This is a genomic window from Aeromonas sp. 1HA1 (assembly GCF_029237385.1).
GTDB lineage: Bacteria > Pseudomonadota > Gammaproteobacteria > Enterobacterales > Aeromonadaceae > Aeromonas > Aeromonas popoffii.
The window spans coordinates 13,114-28,569 of record NZ_JAACGC010000006.1; the positions used below are offsets into that span (position 1 = coordinate 13,114).

The window sequence follows — 15,456 nt, forward strand, 5'->3', positions numbered from 1 at the left end:
TATCATCAACGAGCAGCTGTCCCGCTCTCACAGCAATCAATAATCGGCGGGCACAGGCACCACAGCGCCAGTGCGCAGCTCTTCCTCTATCACCTCGGCCAAGGCGCGCAAGTGAAATTTGATCTGGCCCGACGCCAACATCAAGCCCACGTCTGGGTTGCGAAGATCATCCATGTTGCCAGTCTTGAACGGCACATCGGGATGCGCGGCCACCAGCGCTGGCAGTGACGGCACCACCAGCTCTATGTGCTCCAGCCCAGCCTGATGGCTACGGCCCGGTTTGGGCGCCGCCAGTTCGATGCAGGGCACGCTGACGTCACCGCATTGCACGGGATGAAACAGCTGGTAGGTGGCAATAGGACGCCCTCCTATCATACCTTCCACCAGCAGGGTACCGTACGCCGCCAGGGTCTGTTTCTGCGTCTGATATTCGACCAGCGTGGCCGCGCGGTAACAGAGGTGGTCAACGTCGATGGCATCGACATGGACAGCTCGTTGATCCAGTTCAGCCAGCAGCTGGCAAACAAATGGGGCCATGGGCCCCAGTGTGGTATCGAGTGGGTGGGACATGATCACCATTTCTTCTTGGGTTGGAACAGGACATCCAGCTCATCAGCCTCTTTATTCTTAATGCTCTGCAGCTCTTTCTCGCTGTGCTGCTGCAGATGGGCATCCAGCCCGGCCAGCCCCTGGCGCATGTCTTCTTCACGGGCCATCAGATAAGGGTCCTTGTCAGATACCCCGGCCAAAGCAGAGAGCCCCTTGGTATAGAGCTGACGACAAGTGCCATATTGCCCCTGGATCTGGGCATCCATGGCCCGTTTGACCAGATTGGAGATGTTGATCTTGAGCTGCATCAGCTCGAGGCGACGATCCTCTTGGGCAAAACCGTGGGGATCTATCTTGCCCTTGTTGTGCTCGACCCGCAGCACCGCACGCATTTTCTTGACCAGTTGCAGCATCTGAATGGCCTGGCGGTCGGATTCGGGTGTCTTGAAGTGCCCCTCATCCTGATTGCTGTAGTTCTCCTGCACATTTTTGATCTGGGTCTGTACGTCGGCGATGCGCTGTTTGATCTGGCCGTTGGGCATCACCAAGGCGATCGCCCGGTACGCATCCAGAATACGGTGTTGCAGCAACAACACTATGTTCTTGGAGAAGGGCACCAAGTTGACATTCAACAGCACCTCTTCGGTTTCATCCGCCACTGCCTTATGACGAGCGATGGCATGGCGCCTGTCTGCCTCTGCCTTCTGCTTATATTGCTGCATCACGTTATAGGCGATAACCAGAAACAGGAGTGCGCCAATAGACAGCAATACCAAGGTTAAAATCATAGGATGTTCAAACTCCTGTCCCAATCCAATTGCGCGATCCTACAACAGCTGACCCACTTAAGGTAGTCCGCACCGTCGAGCTTACCCACGATTTATTGTGCTCTGGGCCCACAAATCAGCAGCGGAGATCAGGATCACGCAGTGATGGCAACACTGCCATTACTTCATAGTATCGCCCATCGGGCCCATTACTTGAGGTTGAACCCTTTCGATTGCAAGAATGCCTGCATGAAGGGGCGTGCCTCCTTGCCAAGGATGCCCCGGATCTGGCTGCTCCAGGTCTGCTGTTTGTTATTGCGGCTGCGGGCCTGATAGTAGGCCTCTATCTGCTGATCGTATCGCGCCAACAAGGGGCGATCCAGCTCGGTCTGATAGTGATTCTCGTGCACAACCAGCGCCCGGGGCAAACGGGGTTTCTGTTCGGGAACCTGCGCCGGATGGCCCAGACAGAGCCCAAACAAGGGGATAACCAGGTCTGGTAGCCCCAGCGCCTCGCTCACAGCGGCCGGATTATTGCGAATGCCGCCAATGTAGACGCCACCCAATCCCAGCGACTGGGCTGCCAGCAGGGCATTTTGGGCCATCAGGGCACCATCGATGGCGCCGATCATCAGCTGCTCGATATAACCTGTCTGGGCGTCCGGCACGATTTGACCGTGACGATGATAATCGGCGCAAAACATCAGAAACTCGGCTGCCTCGGCCACATGAGCCTGATGCCCCGCCAGCTCCGCGAGCCGGGTGCGCAGGGCCATGTCGGTCACCCGTATGATGCTGTTAGCCTGCAGGAAACTGGAGCTGGAAGCAGACTGGGCTGCACTCAGGATCTGGTCGAGCTGGCTCGCCGTGATGGGTTCTTGGGTAAATTGACGAATGGAGCGATGGGCAAGAATAAGGTCTATGGTCGGGTTCATGATGTCTCCAGGAAGAAGTCCACACTCTACCCAAAAAAACGGAGGGGCCCAAGGCCCCTCGCAGCTAACGATGACAGATGCACGTTCCTTGACCCTATCCCGCCAGCGGATAGACACCCGCCTTGCAGCTAACCAGAAAGGCGCTGGCCTCCACCTGCGCCACCGTCATCGGCTTGCTGAACAAAAAGCCCTGAAACACGTGACAGCCCTGGGAACGCAGCGCGGCGAGCTCGTGCTCATCCTCCACCCCTTCGGCCATGATGCCAAGCCCCAGGCTGGTCGCCATGGCGACAGTGGCACGGATCACTGGCAGGTTCAGCCCCACCACGAACGAACGATCCAGCTTGATGGTGTCGATCGGCAGTCGGTTCAGGTAGGCCAGCGACGAATAGCCGGTACCAAAATCGTCAATGGCGATCTTGATGCCTTGCTCGCTCAGGGCATCGAGGATCTCGATGCAACCTTTCATATCCAGCATAAGGACAGTCTCGGTCAACTCCAAAGTCAGCAGGCCTGCATCCACGCCATACGCCTTGAGCTGCTGAGCCACCAGCTCCGGCAAGGCGGAGGAGAGTTGGAACCCGGACAGATTGACCGAGACCGGCACCCGCACCTGCCACTGCTGCTGCCAATGCGCCATCTGGGCCAGTGCCGTCGAGAGCACCCAGCCGCCGATCTCCCGGATCAACCCCATCTCCTCGGCCAGCGGGATGAACTCCACCGGCGAGACATGGCCGAGCACAGGGTTGTGCCAGCGCAGCAGGGCCTCGTAACCGAGCAGTTTGCCTTTTGCCACATCCACTTGGGGTTGGTAGCAGAGGCTCAGCTCCTGCCGACCTATTGCCTTGGCCAGAAATTGCTTCAGGGTCAGCTTGCGGTGCAGATTCTGCTGCATGCTGGGGGTGAAACGCTGCCAGCGCAGGCGCCCCATCTGCTTGGCCTGATACATAGCCATGTCGGCGCGGGTGATCAGATTGTCGCCGTCATCCGCATCGTCCGGGTAGATAGCGATGCCTATGCTGCCGCCAATGGTCACCTCGGGCACCCCGCTCAGCTGCAGCGGCTTGGTCATCTGGGAGAGCATGAGATCGGCCACTTCCTGCGCCCGATTGCTGGCGTGAGTCAGCGGCACCAGGGCAGTGAACTCGTCCCCACCGAGGCGTGCCAGTTCCACATCTCGCGGGCAAACCTGCTTGAGCCGACCGGCCACCCGCTCCAACAGACGATCCCCGGCCTTGTGGCCATAGTTGTCGTTGACCAGCTTGAAGTTGTCGAGATCCATGAACACCAGCGCGAAGCGCCCACCCAGGCCGCAATATGCCTCGAGGGATTTCATCAGGCCGTAACGATTGAGCAGCCCGGTCAGCGAGTCATGCCAGGCCAGATGGCGGTGTTCCAGCTCCTCGAGCTTGCGGTCCGTTATGTCGCGCATGGTGAGCAGGATCTGCGCCCCCTGCTGGATATGACGGAACTGGTACTGGAACCAGCGCATCCCCTTGAGCGTCCGGCACTCCCCCTCCGCCACGACTTCATCGAGTCGGGAGAGCTTCTGATAGAAGGCTTGGTCGTTGCCGGAAAACACCTGGGAGAGCAGGTTGACCTGGTCACCGAAACACATGTCGAAATGGTGGTTGCCACTCTCCAACCGACCCTGATTGTCAAACAGACAGGCCAGGGTATCGCCGGTAGCGAGGGAGGACTCCTGATAGAGGGTATCGGCGTCGATCACCGCCTCCGTCATCATCATCAAGCGACCGGCCAGCTGAACGCCGGACAACCGCAGGTAGATCTGCTTCTTGATCCCCTTGGGCGAGAGCGTCCACCACTCGCTGTAGCTGCGTCCCTGCTGAAAATCACCGAGATAGCGCTGTAGCAACAAGTCGATGGCATCGGCCATGTCGGCCGAGAAATCACGTGATTGCAGTTCGGCAAGCGAGCTGGCTTCCCACACCCCCAATGCGGTGCGATTAGCCCAGTAGATATGATGATGTTGGATGTCATAAACCCAGATCGGGGTATGCAGCACATCCATCCCGTTCAATAACCGTTCGTCTAGCGTATTCATCTAATATGGTGATTCATGATGTGTGATCACAGGGAAACCCTGCAACAAGACGCCCTCTCGGGACGCCCGGCGCTGGTACAAAATCGGATCCAGCCCATAATCTGGAAATAAGCATGCGCACAAGGGCTGACTTCATATGAAAACGCTACATGTGAAACCCATGGTCAGGAAAAACGGACTCACCTTGATATTGTTGGGCATCATAGTAACCATTGCTATGATTTTTATACTTTTTTTATTCCGTGAACAACCACTAATCCCCTTCATCTCCGGCCTTTTGGCGGGTCTGCTGATGATATTTATCGGCTCATTGAAACTGGTTGAACCCCATTTCAGCCTCTCGCTCTGTCACGATTGTTTGCAATATCACCATAAATACGGTGGTTGGATCCTGAAATGGAGAAATATTCAACGTATTGACCAACCACTCATTCATCTGGGCTGGGACCTGGTTGCCCTGCCCTACATAGGTTTGAAGATAAAAGATTACGACGATTTTTTGACATTGATCACACCCAGATTGGCAGTGCGCCTGCTGACAGAACAGAGGGCCGTGCTACTGCAAGCCCTGCGCAGTGAACGGCAAGATTGTGCCAGCGGCAGCTGCGGTGATGCCTTTCAGGGAGAAGGTCTGCTGGAGGAGAGCCACTTTCGCTCCCCATCTGGTCAGCGCTACGAGGGGGTCATCGCCATGCTGGCCAATCGCATGACCCGCTTGCGTGACCTGCTCGGTTACGATCTGCTGGTGCCGGACAACAGCCTGGATCGGGACCCTGCCGAATTTGTCCGCCTGTTGCACCAATACCAGCGGGAGTCGAATCTAATCCAGATCAATTAAACGCCGGATTGCACTTGCCAAGGCTGGCGGCTCTTTTTAAGGTCACTTCCTTGTTACACCCAGAACACCGCTTATGAAGTACATCGAAGAGTTTTATCTGTTCGTCAAGGTGGTGCAAGAGGGAGGTTTTTCCCATGCGGCTGCCGCACTGGGCATGCCTACTGGCACCATCAGTCGACGTATTTCTCAGCTGGAAGAGCAGCTCGGCTGCTCCTTGCTACACAGATCCACCCGCAAACTCCGCCTCACCGACGATGGGCTCAGATATTACGAGCGTCTGTGTACCCCGCTGGCCGAGATTGAGCAGGCTACCGGTGAAATTCAGGGCCGGGAAGCCGACATTAACGGGGTGATACGCCTCGCCGCGCCCATCGCACTCTCCAACACCATACTGGTCGACATGCTGGCGGATTTTGGCCTGCACTACCCAGCTGTGCGGTTCGACATCACCCAGACCAATGATCATCAGCACCTGCTCGACAACGATCGGGATCTGGTGTTTTTCAACGGTGAACTGCCGCAATCCATGACCAATGCCCAGTGTCTCGGTCACATCGAATACGGCCTGTTCGCCTCCAGGCTCTATCTGGAGAAGATGGGCACACCGACTCACCCGGCACAGCTGGAGGAGCACTCCCTGATCTACTGCTGGCCCCATCAGCACTGGCAACTGACCGGCCGGGACGAGCAGACATTGCAGATCAAGCGCACCGCCAAGCTCACCGTCAACCAGACCCAGGCGGCAGTCAGGGCCGCCAGACGGCATCTGGGAATAGTCAACGCACCTCACCACTACGTCCACCCCTTCCTGCCGGATGAGCAACTGGTTGCCGTGCTGCCTGACTGGCAAACCGGCAATCGCCCCTTCTATATGTTGCGCTGTCAGCCTCAGTTCGCCCCACTACGTGTTAAGATGTTCGCTGAATTCGTTGAAAAATACTCAGCGCGCTACCGGAACCACCAATGGGACAACCAATTTTCACCGGCAACCAGTCTGTCCCGTTGCATCTGACCGTCAGCGGGCCACACTAATAACAATTCTCGTTGACCAGGCCAGCCTAACACTATGAATGTATTGATATGTGATGACTCAGGATTCGCTCGTAAGCAGCTGGCCCGCGCCCTTCCTGCCGACTGGGATGTGACGCTGCATTACGCTGCAAACGGGCTCGAAGGGGTGGAACAGGTGCTGATGGGGCATGGCGATCTGATCTTTCTGGATCTGACCATGCCGGAGATGGACGGCTACGGGGTGCTGGAGACCCTGCAACAGGAAGGGCTGCGCAACAAGGTGTTCGTCGTCTCTGGCGACATCCAGCCCGAGGCACATCAAAGGGTCATGAGTCTTGGCGCCCTCGATTTCATCAAGAAACCGGCCGCCCCCGAAACCCTGAGTGCCCTGCTCAGGCAACACGGTTTGTGGCAACCCAATGGTGTTGCCGCTGCGCCTGCCTTGCTTGAAGGCCTGACGGCAGGTGGGCCTGATGCCGATATGGGCGTCAAGCTCACCCCCGAGATCCGCGACGTTTACCAGGAGCTCGCCAACATCTCGATGGGCCAGGCCGCCGACTTGCTTGCCCGCCTGCTCAACGCCTTTGTGGTGCTGCCCATTCCCAACGTCAACGTGCTGGAGGTCTCTGAGCTGCACATGGCTCTCTCGGCCGCCGCCGACTCGGATACCCTCTCCGCTGTCTGTCAGGGCTTCATCGGGGCGGGGATCGCCGGCGAAGCGCTGATCCTGTTCCACGACTCCAGCTTCACGGATCTGGCCCGGCTGATGAACCACCAAGGGGCGCTGGATCGCAATGCCGAGCTGGAACTCTTGATGGACACAGCCAACGTGCTGATCGGTGCCTTCCTGCACGGTTACGCCAGCCAGCTCGATACCCCTTTCAGCCAAGGTCACCCGGTGGTGCTCGGCCAGCACAGGTCCATCAAGGATCTCATTAACACCAACAAGAGCCGCTGGCGCCGCACCCTGGCCATCGAGATCAACTATCGGGTCCAGGATTACGCGGTGCAGTGTGACTTGCTGCTGCTGTTTACCGAAGATTCCATCGCCACCATGAACAATAAAATCATGCACATGCTCTAGGGAGTGACCATGGAAATTCGTGAATTTCATTGGCTGATGAACATAGTCCAGAATCTGGACGTGGGGCTGGTGGTGCTCGACAAGGCGTACCGGGTACAGGTGTGGAACGGCTTCATGGAGAGCCACAGCGGCAGGTTAGCCGGTGAGGTACGCGATGGCGTGCTGTTCGATCTCTTCCCCGATGTGGACAGGGCCTGGTTCGAGCGCAAGGCCAACATGGTGTTCAAGCTCAACAATCGCGCCTTCAGCACTTGGGAGCAGAAACCCTATCTGCTGCGTTTCTCCAACTATCGCCCCATCACGGGCTCGGCACCCCATATGTTCCAGAATCTGACCCTGGTGCCCTTGGCCGACTTTGGTGGCCAGGTGACCCATATCGCCGTGATGATCTACGATGCCACCGACGAGGCCATGCTGATAAGTGGCCAGCGGCAAGCCTGAGCCAGCCGCAAACAACACAGGGCGCCGCGGCGCCCTGGTTCATTCCATGAGATTGTCACGCCCCGAGATACTCGGTAAAGGCGTCAATCACCTCTTCGATGTCATCATCGTGGATCTGCAGATGGGTCACCAGCCGCAGCTCGCCATAACCGGAGAAGAGGATCCCCCGCGCCTTCATGAAGGCCAGCAAGGGTGCACTCTCGCCACTCGTCAGTTGCAGGAACACCATGTTGGTCTGAACCTGAGCCAGATCCAGCCTGATGCCAGGCAGCGCAGCCAGCCCCTCGGCCAACCGTCTGGCACGGCGATGATCGTCCGCGAGGCGTACCACATGCTGCTGCAACGCAAACAGGCCAGCCTGAGCCAGGATCCCCGCCTGACGCATACCGCCACCCACCATCTTGCGCAGCCTTCTGGCACGGGCAATAAAGGCATGAGAACCCACCAGCAGCGATCCCACCGGCGCTCCCAGCCCCTTGGAGAGGCAGATGGAGACACTGTCAAACGGCGCGACCAGCTCGCGCACCGTATGGCCACTCGCCACCACGGCATTGAACAGACGAGCACCGTCCAGATGCAACTGCAAACCATGCTCATCGACCAGTTCGCGCATCTCGCGCAGATAAGGCAAGGGCAGCACCTTGCCGTTATGGGTGTTTTCGAGGCAGACGAGGCGAGTCTGGGTAAAATGGACATCGTCAGGGGCGATGGCCGCCCGCACATCCGCCAGCGCCAGCGAGCCATCAGCCTGCATGGGCACAGGTTGCAGGGCCACAGACCCCAGCACAGCAGAACCCTGCGCCTCATAGCGATAGATGTGGGCTGCCGAGCCCAGTACAGCCCCTTCCCCACGCTGGCAATGGCTCATCACCGCCAGCAAGTTGGACATGGTGCCGGATGGCACAAACAGCGCAGCCTCTTTTCCAAGCAGGTCGGCGCCATAGGCTTCCAACGCGTTGACGCCCGGATCCTCCCCATAGACATCGTCCCCGACCTCGGCATGGAGCATGCACTGACGCATGGCATCCGTGGGCTGGGTGACCGTATCACTTCGTAAATCGATATAGCGCATGACATCCCTCCTGGTGCAGGAGGACGACGTTAGCCAGCCCGGGCGGGCTTGGCAAGCAGGGCGTCGCTGGAATGTGAGCCCGGTGACGGCTTACCAGGGCAGCGGCTGCCCCTGCAGATCCACAAAGGCGCCGGATTGCGCCAACGATAAACCGGCGATCAGAGCCAGTAAACGGGGGGCGATCAATGCAGGATCCTGCAGACTAGCGGGGGCCAGCGCATGGAGAAAGGGCTGGTTCATGGGGGTGTCCATGGAGCCCGGGTGCACAGTGATCACCCCGGCTCCGGGGAAACGATCCCGCCATTCGAGCGCCAGCGTCCTGGCCCCCATGTTGAGGGCCGCCTTGCTCATCCGGTAGCTGTAGCGGCAGCCCGTCTCATTGGCGGTCAGGCTGCCGGCCAGATCGGAGAGAGAACAGAGCCACACACTGGCATCCGGGGTCATGCGGCGGCTCAGGCAGGCGCCGAGGGCCAGATGTGGCCAGGCATTGGCCAGCAGGCTGTCGCACAGCCACTTGGGATTGACCTCCTCCACCCACAGCTCCGGCATGAAGTTGATGTCGTGCAACAGGCCTATGGTGTTGATCACCACGCTCGGCAGGGGGCTTGTGTCATAGAGGGTGAACAGCGCATCGAAAGAGAGTGGCTCCACCTCCTGCAACGGGAAGTAGCAGGCCGGATCCAGCCCCTTGGGCAATTGCCTGCCGGCCAGCACCCACTCCTCGCCACGAGCCGACAGCTCCCTGGCCAGCGCCGTGCCCAATCCACCACTGCCCAAGATCAGATAGCCCATCGCCCTCTCCCCGGATCTGCCGTCTGTTTAGAGGTTATCAGAATAATAACCGGCTGCCGCCAAGAGTTGGCTGGCTATGCCCATCCGGGTTTATGCCTCATTGAGGTGCTTGCCAAATTCGCGCGCCAACGCCAGATCCAGGAAGCCGTCGGCCCTCTTGTGGCTGCGCAAGAACTGGTAGTAGGCGAGCAGGGTCACCAGTTGCCTCTCATCAGGCAGGGATTGCTCCGGCTGCAGCTCCTGCAGCAGGGTACCTGCGGCGGCCAGCGCCTCCCGATCCACCACTTCTGCCTGTCGGTAAAGATAACCACAACCGGTGGCAAGCCACTCCAGCGAGCAGTTGGCCCCCATGGCGATCTGGTTTGCTTTGCCCAAGCCGGGCTCTGCCCCCTTCAGATATTTGCGGATCAGGGCTTCACTCAAACCGACTTTACGCGCAAACGCGCTGATGCTGCCCACCCCGATCAGACTCCGCAACCGCTCGGCAAATCCTTCCATATGTCTCCTGTCAGAACCAAAGTTCGAGTGAACAAAAAACGCATTATTGCCTTGCCAGGCAGAAGAGACCAAGATGCTGGCAGCATTAATTTCCCAAGGAGTCACTCATGTCTGTATCTCGCGTTGCCCTGCACGAGCAGGGCCCGATCTTCTCCCGCCTCATCATGGGCTACTGGCGTCTGATGGAGTGGCAACTCTCCCCGGCAGCGCTGCTCGATCTGATGAAGTACCACCTGGACCTGGGAGTGACCACCCTGGATCACGCCGACATCTACGGCGGTTACCAGTGCGAGGAGGCGTTCGGCAAGGCCCTGCGCCTTGAGCCCTCCCTGCGCGCCCGAATGGAAATCGTCAGCAAATGCGGCATCGCCCTCACCGCCAAGCCGGAACATGCGCTCAACCACTACAACACCGGCAAGGCGCACATCATCGCCAGTGCCGAAAACTCCCTGCGCAAGCTCGGCACCGACTATCTGGACCTACTGCTGATCCACCGCCCCGACCCCCTGATGGATGCCGACGAGGTGGCCGATGCCTTCATCAGCCTGAAACAGGCGGGCAAAGTGAAACATCTGGGGGTATCCAACTTCACCCCTCGCCAGTTCGAGCTGCTGCAGTCACGCCTGCCCTTCCCGCTGGTCACCAACCAGCTGGAGATCTCGCCGCTGAACCAGAGCACCACCCTGGATGGCACCCTGGATCAATGCCAGCAACTGCGCATCAAGCCCATGGCTTGGTCCTGCCTCGGTGGCGGACGCCTGTTCAACGGCCAAGAGTATGCGCCGCTACGCGCCGAGCTCGAGCAGATCCGCCATGAAGTGGGCGCTCAGCACATAGAGCAGCTGGTCTACGCCTGGGTGATGATGTTGCCAAGCCAGCCGTTGCCGCTGATAGGCTCAGGCAAGCGGGAGCGGATCGCCGCCGCCGTGGCCGCCGAGTCCATCGTGCTCAACCGCCAGCAGTGGTTCCGCATTCGCAAGGCGGCGCTCGGGTATGACGTGCCCTGACCCTGTATGGCAGTGGCATAACGCACCAACAAAAACGGCATGGGGGATACCCATGCCGTTCTGCATTATCAAGGCAACTCAACGATGACGCTGGGGGCGACCACGTGGTGCATCTGTCTTCGGTTTGGCTTGGTTGACTGTGATGGTGCGGCCACCGATTTCGGTGCCATGTAAACCGGCGATAGCCTTCTCAGCATCGCCATTGACAGGCATTTCAATAAAGCCAAACCCCTTGGACTGACCGGTATCGCGATCGATGATGATATCGACCTTTTCTACCTGCCCAAATTGGCTGAACACGGTTGTCAGTTCGTCGGCCGTCATCCGGTACGACAGATTACCTACGTAAATCTTCATGCCATCCACTCTCGATTCAAGGTGCCTTCTCTATCCAATCACCAACACAGAAGTAAGGGCACACCCTCCATGCCGGACCTGCCAGGGCATCATGCCGAGGCACTCCCCGTTTTGTTCACTCAAGCCATTGATCTCTTGGGTGAACAGAACAGGCAAGATCAATTCGAGTCACTGGCAGTATCTGAGCTTTGAGGCGGATTGTCGAGAAAATAGTCAGCTCACATGGGAAGCAGCGCCTTGAGCATCTCCTTGAGTGCGCGGCGACCATGCCAGGCCCGTTTAAAGCCAAAGCGATAAATGCCGGGTGCGACTTCGTGGGTGCCCTCACGACCTAGCCCCATCAGTTTGGTCGCCGCCGCAAGCTGCTCACCATCGAGCCGAAGATCCAGGCTGAACGCCAGCCACTGGCCGTCGTGGCCCACCGTGCGATCCCGCTCAATGCCGACCAGAGCCGCTCTTGGCAGAGCCAGTGCCCTGTCATCGCTGCCATTGAGCAGGTAGAGGCGCTCATCGTCCCAGGCAAGTTCGGCCAGTCGCCAGCGCTGCCAGTTGCGAGGCAACACCATCATCAACAGCACTATGCCGCCAAACACCACCCCCACCCAGGACAGCAGCCCCATCGCCGGATAACCCAGGCCGACGGCGGCCAGCACAGTCACCAGACTCGCCAGCAGCAAGATCCCCATCACAGGATAAAAACGTCGGGCGGGAGGCATCAGGCAACAGAGCCCCGCCTTATCCACCAGCTCACTCACCTTCATCTCGCTCTCCTTATGTTCTCGTGCGCTCACCTAGATGTGTCGCGCATTGTGCGGGAGCCGGACGCCAAGATGCAACCCGACCGGCAAGTCGGGTGACGACCTCGCCAGACTCTTGATATGATTGGGGTTATCTGAGCCCACCTCTTAGCGTAATTGTCGGGAGTCTCATGCTTGCTACCACCCTGTTGTTCATGGCCAGTGCCCTGCATGCCGGTGCCCACCCAATCGCCCCTGAAGCCATTGGCGGCTATTCGGCCGGCTGCCTCAAACATAGCATGGCCCTCCCGCTGACAGGGCCCGGCTATCAGGTGATCCGCAGCAAACGACTGCGCTACTACGGTCACCCCGACCTTATTCATTATCTCACGACCCTGGCAAACCAGACCCGGATGGCCGGCATGCCGGATCTCTATATCGCCGATCTGGCCATGGCCCACGGCGGCCCCTTCAGCTCGGGCCATCGCAGCCACCAAACCGGGCTCGATGCCGACATCTGGTTCCGGATGGCCAACCAGCCCATCAGCAAATGGGAACAGGATGCCCCCAAAGAGTGGGTGCTGATCGACGAGCCCAGTTACCGGGTCTTGCCGGGACGTTTCGGTCCCCAGCAACTGGAACTGCTGCGCCTGGCGGCCAGCAAGCCCGAGGTTGCCCGCATCTTTATCAATCCGGTGCTCAAGGGCGAGGTGTGCAAGCGGGCCGCTGATGAACCCTGGGTCGCCAAGCTACGTCCCTGGGTCGGCCACTTCAGCCACTTCCATGTGCGGCTGCACTGTCCGGCTGGCAGTCCGGATTGCGAACCCCAGGCCCCGATCCCGCCCGGCAATGGCTGCGACGCCGAGCTGGCCTCCTGGCTCAAGGACAAGCCGCAATTACCCAAGGTCTCGATGACGTACAGCAAACCCAGGCTGCCCGCCCGTTGTGGCAGTTGACCACAAGCTGTTATGGTGCACCTATATCCGCTAGAAATTTCAATGGAGAACAACAAGATGGCCACTTCACTCTGGCGCCGGACAACGCAGAGCCTGTTGACCCTGACCCTGCTGCTGGGACTGACGGGTTGCGGCATGAACAACATTCCGACCCTGGATGAACAGGTCAAGGCGAGCTGGGGCCAGGTTGAGAACCAGTACCAGCGCCGGGCCGATCTCATTCCCAATCTGGTGGCCACCGTCAAGGGCTACGCCAGCCACGAGCAGGAGACCCTGAAAGCGGTCACCGACGCACGGGCCCGGGTCGGCAGCGTGCAGGTGAGCGATCCTGCCCAGCTCAAGGCGTTTGAAGCGGCCCAGAACCAGCTCTCCAGCGCCCTCGCCCGGCTGATGGTGGTGGTCGAACGCTATCCGGACCTGAAGGCAGATCAGCAGTTCCTCACCCTGCAGGCACAGCTGGAAGGCACCGAGAACCGTATCTCGGTGGCCCGCCGCGACTACATAGAGGCGGTGCGCCAGTTCAATACCGAGATCCGTACCTTCCCCGGCGTCATCTGGTCCAAGTTGCTCTATTCGAATCTGGAGGCCAAACCGAGCTTCAGTGCCAAGCTAGGTGCCGATGAGGCGCCCAAGGTCAACTTCCAATGAGCAGGCTTGCCCGCTGGCTGTTGCCTTGTCTGCTGCTGTGGATGGCAGCGCTGCAAGCCGCCCCCACCTTTCCAGCCCTCAGCGGCCGGGTAGTGGATGAGGCAAACCTGATGTCCCGTAAGCAAGCCCATCAGCTGACCCAGCAACTGGCCGCATTTGAAAGGCGTAGCGGCATCCAGCTGGTGGTGGTCTCAATCGATACATTGGATGGTGGAACCATAGAGGAGTATGGCTACCAGCTCGGTCGCCACTGGGGCATTGGTCAGAAAGGCAAAAACAACGGCGTCCTGCTGCTGATCGCACAGGATGAGCGCAAGGTGCGCATCGAAGTGGGTTATGGGCTGGAAGGTGCCCTGCCCGACGCCATTGCGGCCAACATCATCCAGGCCCGGATACTGCCCGCCTTCAAGCGTGGCAACATGGCCGCCGGTGTGGTCGCAGGCAGCAGGGGCATCATGCAGGCGCTGGCGGGTGAGTACACGCCGGTGGACACTCCCAAACAAAAGGAGAGGCTGGGCGGTCCCTGGCTGTTCATCCTGATGGTGATTGTGATGCTAGTGCTGCATAACCTGCGCGGCGGTGGCGGGGGCGGCAGCGGTGGCCGACGCCGCGCGGCTTTGCTGACAGGAGGCTTCGGTGCAGGCAGCTTCGGCAGCCGGGGCGGCGGCGGTGGCGGTTTCAGTGGGGGCGGCGGCAGTTTTGGCGGCGGCGGAGCCTCCGGTGGTTGGTAACAGGAATACAGGCATGAAGAGACGACACTATGATTTCTAAACAGTTCTTCCACACGCTACAGGCCAAGGTTCGCGAGGCGGAGCTGGAAACGGATGCTGAACTGGTCACAGTGCTGGCGCCAGCCAGTGACGGTTATCGCTATATTCCCACCCTGTGGGCGGCGCTGATTGCCATGCTCACCCCCCTGCTGGTGTTTGAGCTTGGCTTCTGGCTCGGCTGGTACGAGATCCTGCTAGCACAGTGGTCGGTGTGGCTGCTGCTGAGCATATTGTTCCACTGGACCCCCATCAAGATGTATCTGATCCCGAAGCAGGTACGCCAGCGCAGGGCCGCGCTGATGGCTCGCCTGCAGTTTGTCGAACAGGGTCTGCACCGCACTCGGGACCGGCTGGGGGTGCTGATCTTCGTCTCGGTGGCCGAACACTATGTGGAAATACTGGTGGATGACGGCATCGCCCAGCACATCGACAATGCCCTGTGGCAGGCGATCATCGACGACTTCACTCAACGGGTACGCAACCGGGAGGTGGAGCAGGGATTCATCGAGTGCGTGGAGCGCACCCGCGCCATCCTGACCGATGCCTTCCCGGCGACCCGCGATCAGAATGAGCTACCCGACAGTCTGATCATCTTGGACAAGCCCTGATCAGGTTTAAAAAACCGGCATTCTGTTCAAGGGATAGGCATCCGATAAAGATTATGAAAAATAAGGGGAAAAATGGTTGACCCTGGCAGCCCTTTCCCCTAAATTACGCCCCGTTCCAGCGCAACGGCGCGGCGAATGAAGTGTTGGCCAAACACGTTAAACCCTGGTCAAAAATTTGGTGAGGTGTCCGAGTGGCTGAAGGAGCACGCCTGGAAAGTGTGTATACGGCAACGTATCGAGGGTTCGAATCCCTCCCTCACCGCCAAATCGCTAAGCCCGACCTAACTGGTCGGGCTTTTTGCTTTGTGGCCTGCGCCATCT

The 15,456-nt window shown here is 59.1% G+C and carries 18 protein-coding genes and 1 tRNA gene; 10 read left to right on the forward strand and 9 right to left on the reverse strand.

Features of this window, described 5'->3' with window-relative positions; genetic code table 11:
• Positions 1-36: 36 nt before the first annotated feature.
• The 4 genes from GWQ22_RS03295 to GWQ22_RS03310 form a co-directional block, all read right to left on the reverse strand.
• Entirely contained in the window at positions 37-579 is a 543-nt protein-coding gene (locus tag GWQ22_RS03295) for a VOC family protein (RefSeq protein WP_275929447.1), read from the reverse strand.
• Complete coding sequence (locus GWQ22_RS03300) at positions 573-1,337, reverse strand: hypothetical protein (protein ID WP_042034349.1); 765 nt, start codon at positions 1,335-1,337, stop codon at positions 573-575. The genes GWQ22_RS03295 and GWQ22_RS03300 overlap by 7 nt, the downstream gene beginning before the upstream one ends.
• Positions 1,338-1,525: 188 nt before the next feature.
• Positions 1,526-2,251: an oxygen-insensitive NADPH nitroreductase gene (nfsA, locus tag GWQ22_RS03305; protein WP_275929448.1), complete on the reverse strand. Its 726-nt coding sequence runs from the start codon at positions 2,249-2,251 to the stop codon at positions 1,526-1,528.
• A gap of 94 nt (positions 2,252-2,345) precedes the next feature.
• A complete protein-coding gene (locus tag GWQ22_RS03310) occupies positions 2,346-4,283 on the reverse strand; it encodes an EAL domain-containing protein (protein ID WP_275929490.1) in 1,938 nt (645 codons plus the stop codon).
• Positions 4,284-4,452: 169 nt separating this feature from the next.
• Here GWQ22_RS03310 and GWQ22_RS03315 point away from each other — a divergent pair, with 169 nt between their 5' ends.
• The 4 genes from GWQ22_RS03315 to GWQ22_RS03330 all read left to right on the forward strand — a co-directional run bounded on the left by GWQ22_RS03315 (position 4,453) and on the right by GWQ22_RS03330 (position 7,690).
• A complete protein-coding gene (locus GWQ22_RS03315; protein WP_345893615.1) occupies positions 4,453-5,154 on the forward strand; it encodes a DUF2982 domain-containing protein in 702 nt (233 codons plus the stop codon).
• Positions 5,155-5,227: 73 nt separating this feature from the next.
• Positions 5,228-6,166, forward strand: a complete 939-nt coding sequence (locus tag GWQ22_RS03320; protein WP_275929449.1) for a LysR family transcriptional regulator — start codon at positions 5,228-5,230, stop codon at positions 6,164-6,166.
• Positions 6,167-6,220: 54 nt separating this feature from the next.
• Positions 6,221-7,249 carry a response regulator gene (locus GWQ22_RS03325; RefSeq protein ID WP_275929450.1) on the forward strand — a complete coding sequence of 343 codons (1,029 nt, stop codon included), beginning with the start codon at positions 6,221-6,223 and terminating at the stop codon, positions 7,247-7,249.
• Positions 7,250-7,258: 9 nt separating this feature from the next.
• Positions 7,259-7,690 carry a PAS domain-containing protein gene (locus GWQ22_RS03330; protein ID WP_042034356.1) on the forward strand — a complete coding sequence of 144 codons (432 nt, stop codon included), beginning with the start codon at positions 7,259-7,261 and terminating at the stop codon, positions 7,688-7,690.
• Positions 7,691-7,745: 55 nt separating this feature from the next.
• Here GWQ22_RS03330 and ltaE read toward each other — a convergent pair whose 3' ends face one another.
• The 3 genes from ltaE to GWQ22_RS03345 all read right to left on the reverse strand — a co-directional run bounded on the left by ltaE (position 7,746) and on the right by GWQ22_RS03345 (position 10,052).
• Positions 7,746-8,762, reverse strand: a complete 1,017-nt coding sequence (ltaE, locus tag GWQ22_RS03335; protein WP_042034357.1) for a low-specificity L-threonine aldolase — start codon at positions 8,760-8,762, stop codon at positions 7,746-7,748.
• Between the two features lie 90 nt (positions 8,763-8,852).
• On the reverse strand, positions 8,853-9,554 hold the full coding sequence (locus GWQ22_RS03340) for a short-chain dehydrogenase (RefSeq protein WP_275929451.1): 702 nt from the start codon (positions 9,552-9,554) through the stop codon (positions 8,853-8,855).
• 90 nt (positions 9,555-9,644) lie between these two features.
• On the reverse strand, positions 9,645-10,052 hold the full coding sequence (locus tag GWQ22_RS03345; protein ID WP_042034359.1) for a transcriptional regulator: 408 nt from the start codon (positions 10,050-10,052) through the stop codon (positions 9,645-9,647).
• A gap of 107 nt (positions 10,053-10,159) precedes the next feature.
• Between GWQ22_RS03345 and GWQ22_RS03350 the strand changes: the two genes are divergently transcribed.
• On the forward strand, positions 10,160-11,059 hold the full coding sequence (locus GWQ22_RS03350) for an aldo/keto reductase family oxidoreductase (RefSeq protein WP_042034360.1): 900 nt from the start codon (positions 10,160-10,162) through the stop codon (positions 11,057-11,059).
• A 78-nt stretch (positions 11,060-11,137) separates the two neighbouring features.
• On the opposite strand, the gene GWQ22_RS03355 is transcribed toward GWQ22_RS03350, so the two are convergent.
• A complete protein-coding gene (locus GWQ22_RS03355; protein WP_080741091.1) occupies positions 11,138-11,416 on the reverse strand; it encodes an RNA-binding protein in 279 nt (92 codons plus the stop codon).
• A gap of 218 nt (positions 11,417-11,634) precedes the next feature.
• Positions 11,635-12,177: a hypothetical protein gene (locus tag GWQ22_RS03360; protein WP_275929452.1), complete on the reverse strand. Its 543-nt coding sequence runs from the start codon at positions 12,175-12,177 to the stop codon at positions 11,635-11,637.
• Positions 12,178-12,344: 167 nt separating this feature from the next.
• Here GWQ22_RS03360 and mepA point away from each other — a divergent pair, with 167 nt between their 5' ends.
• The 5 genes from mepA (at position 12,345) to GWQ22_RS03385 (ending at position 15,400) form a co-directional block, all read left to right on the forward strand.
• Entirely contained in the window at positions 12,345-13,109 is a 765-nt protein-coding gene (mepA, locus tag GWQ22_RS03365; protein ID WP_275929453.1) for a penicillin-insensitive murein endopeptidase, read from the forward strand.
• A 42-nt stretch (positions 13,110-13,151) separates the two neighbouring features.
• A complete protein-coding gene (locus GWQ22_RS03370) occupies positions 13,152-13,757 on the forward strand; it encodes a LemA family protein (RefSeq protein ID WP_275929454.1) in 606 nt (201 codons plus the stop codon).
• Positions 13,754-14,488, forward strand: coding sequence for a TPM domain-containing protein (locus tag GWQ22_RS03375; protein WP_275929455.1), 735 nt, complete (start codon positions 13,754-13,756; stop codon positions 14,486-14,488). The genes GWQ22_RS03370 and GWQ22_RS03375 overlap by 4 nt, the downstream gene beginning before the upstream one ends.
• A 29-nt stretch (positions 14,489-14,517) precedes the next feature.
• Positions 14,518-15,135: a TPM domain-containing protein gene (locus tag GWQ22_RS03380; RefSeq protein WP_108536120.1), complete on the forward strand. Its 618-nt coding sequence runs from the start codon at positions 14,518-14,520 to the stop codon at positions 15,133-15,135.
• Positions 15,136-15,312: 177 nt separating this feature from the next.
• A tRNA-Ser gene (locus GWQ22_RS03385) sits at positions 15,313-15,400 on the forward strand.
• Positions 15,401-15,456: the final 56 nt, after the last annotated feature.

Bases quoted from the DNA above. Each gene is read 5' to 3' on its own strand.
- GWQ22_RS03295 (WP_275929447.1), bottom strand. From the start codon at position 579: ATGGTGATCATGTCCCACCCACTCGATACCACACTGGGGCCCATGGCC.
- GWQ22_RS03300 (WP_042034349.1), bottom strand. From the start codon at position 1,337: ATGATTTTAACCTTGGTATTGCTGTCTATTGGCGCACTCCTGTTTCTG.
- nfsA (WP_275929448.1), bottom strand. From the start codon at position 2,251: ATGAACCCGACCATAGACCTTATTCTTGCCCATCGCTCCATTCGTCAA.
- GWQ22_RS03310 (WP_275929490.1), bottom strand. From the start codon at position 4,283: ATGGATGTGCTGCATACCCCGATCTGGGTTTATGACATCCAACATCAT.
- GWQ22_RS03315 (WP_345893615.1), top strand. From the start codon at position 4,453: ATGAAAACGCTACATGTGAAACCCATGGTCAGGAAAAACGGACTCACC.
- GWQ22_RS03320 (WP_275929449.1), top strand. From the start codon at position 5,228: ATGAAGTACATCGAAGAGTTTTATCTGTTCGTCAAGGTGGTGCAAGAG.
- GWQ22_RS03325 (WP_275929450.1), top strand. From the start codon at position 6,221: ATGAATGTATTGATATGTGATGACTCAGGATTCGCTCGTAAGCAGCTG.
- GWQ22_RS03330 (WP_042034356.1), top strand. From the start codon at position 7,259: ATGGAAATTCGTGAATTTCATTGGCTGATGAACATAGTCCAGAATCTG.
- ltaE (WP_042034357.1), bottom strand. From the start codon at position 8,762: ATGCGCTATATCGATTTACGAAGTGATACGGTCACCCAGCCCACGGAT.
- GWQ22_RS03340 (WP_275929451.1), bottom strand. From the start codon at position 9,554: ATGGGCTATCTGATCTTGGGCAGTGGTGGATTGGGCACGGCGCTGGCC.
- GWQ22_RS03345 (WP_042034359.1), bottom strand. From the start codon at position 10,052: ATGGAAGGATTTGCCGAGCGGTTGCGGAGTCTGATCGGGGTGGGCAGC.
- GWQ22_RS03350 (WP_042034360.1), top strand. From the start codon at position 10,160: ATGTCTGTATCTCGCGTTGCCCTGCACGAGCAGGGCCCGATCTTCTCC.
- GWQ22_RS03355 (WP_080741091.1), bottom strand. From the start codon at position 11,416: ATGAAGATTTACGTAGGTAATCTGTCGTACCGGATGACGGCCGACGAA.
- GWQ22_RS03360 (WP_275929452.1), bottom strand. From the start codon at position 12,177: ATGAAGGTGAGTGAGCTGGTGGATAAGGCGGGGCTCTGTTGCCTGATG.
- mepA (WP_275929453.1), top strand. From the start codon at position 12,345: ATGCTTGCTACCACCCTGTTGTTCATGGCCAGTGCCCTGCATGCCGGT.
- GWQ22_RS03370 (WP_275929454.1), top strand. From the start codon at position 13,152: ATGGAGAACAACAAGATGGCCACTTCACTCTGGCGCCGGACAACGCAG.
- GWQ22_RS03375 (WP_275929455.1), top strand. From the start codon at position 13,754: ATGAGCAGGCTTGCCCGCTGGCTGTTGCCTTGTCTGCTGCTGTGGATG.
- GWQ22_RS03380 (WP_108536120.1), top strand. From the start codon at position 14,518: ATGATTTCTAAACAGTTCTTCCACACGCTACAGGCCAAGGTTCGCGAG.